This window comes from Microbacterium arborescens (assembly GCF_049707515.1).
Lineage (GTDB): Bacteria > Actinomycetota > Actinomycetes > Actinomycetales > Microbacteriaceae > Microbacterium > Microbacterium arborescens_B.
Genome location: NZ_JBNAFI010000018.1, coordinates 1 through 1,247, shown reverse-complemented (window position 1 = coordinate 1,247; position 1,247 = coordinate 1). Strand labels below are relative to the sequence as shown.

Below are 1,247 nucleotides of genomic sequence, written 5' to 3'. Positions count from 1 at the left end.
TGGGCTGACCCCGTTTCGTAGGTCCGGTTGTTATGTGAGTCGTCCTGTCGTCCGCGGTCGCGGGCAGGGAGACTGGTCAGATCATGACGAACAGCAGGAAGCGGCACACCCCGGAGCAGGTCGTCCGCAAGCTCGGGCAGGCCGACAGGATGCTCGCCGACGGCGCCGACATCGCGGCGGTGTGCCGGGACCTCGGAGTCTCCGAGCAGACGTATTACCGGTGGCGGAACCAGTACGGCGGGCTCAAGGCCGACGACGCGAAACGGCTCAAGGAGCTCGAGAAGCAGAACGCAACCTTGAAGCGGCTGCTCGCGGAGGCGGAGCTGGAGAAGGCGGCGCTCAAGGAGCTGGCTGAGGGAAACTTCTAAGCCCGGACAGACGCCGCGCCGCCGTCGCTCACCTCAAGCGCAAGCTGCAGGTGAGCGAACGGATGGCGTGCCGTCTGGTCGGGCTCTCACGCTCCGCCTACCGGCGCCCGCGCAAGGGCGACACCGTCGCGGACCCGGACCGGGCGCTCAGGGACTGGCTGCGCGCCTGGGCGAAGAGCCACCCCCGCTACGGGTACCGACGCGCGTACCACGACGCCCGCGCCGAGGGCTGGGCCGTGAACCACAAGAAGATCCAACGCCTCTGGCGCGACGAAGGGCTCCGGGTCCCGCAACGCCGTCGCCGCAAACGCGTCGGGTCCTCCACCGTCGGCCCGCCTACAGCAGACGCACCGAACGTGGTGTGGGCCGTCGACTTCCAGTTCGACGCGGACGAGCAGGGCCGCCCGATCAAGATCTGCTCGATCGTCGACGAGCACACCCGTGAGTGCATCGGCGGGCTCACCGAACGGTCGATCACCGCCGACCGCCTCACCGCCCACCTCGAGGACCTCGTCGCCGTGCGCGGCGCCCCGGCTGTGCTCAGATCGGACAACGGACCGGAGTTCATCAGCGAAGCGATGGCCGACTGGGCCGGCACCCGCACCGGGCTGTCCTACATCCCGCCCGGCTCTCCGTGGCGCAACGGGTACGTCGAGTCGTTCAACAGCCGGATCCGCGACGAGTGCCTCAACATCAACAGCTTCTACTCACTCCTGCACGCCCAGGTCGTGATCGGCGACTGGAAGAACGAGTACAACCATCACCGCCGGCACTCCTCGCTCGGCTATATCGCCCCCGCCGACTACGCTCGGGAGTGCACCCATCGAATGGAAACCGACGACTCACAGATCGCCTGGACCTAACGAAGGGGGCGGCCCA

Annotated in this window: 1 protein-coding gene; it reads left to right on the top strand. The window is 67.9% G+C overall.

The features are described 5' to 3' along the window. The first annotated feature begins 83 nt into the window (after positions 1–83). Positions 84–1,231 (top strand): IS3 family transposase gene (locus tag ACPYN5_RS15965; protein WP_143003726.1). Its coding sequence is split into 2 segments (ribosomal slippage): positions 84–354 and positions 354–1,231, totalling 1,149 coding nucleotides; the frame shifts between segments, so codons are not numbered across the junction. Positions 1,232–1,247: the final 16 nt, after the last annotated feature.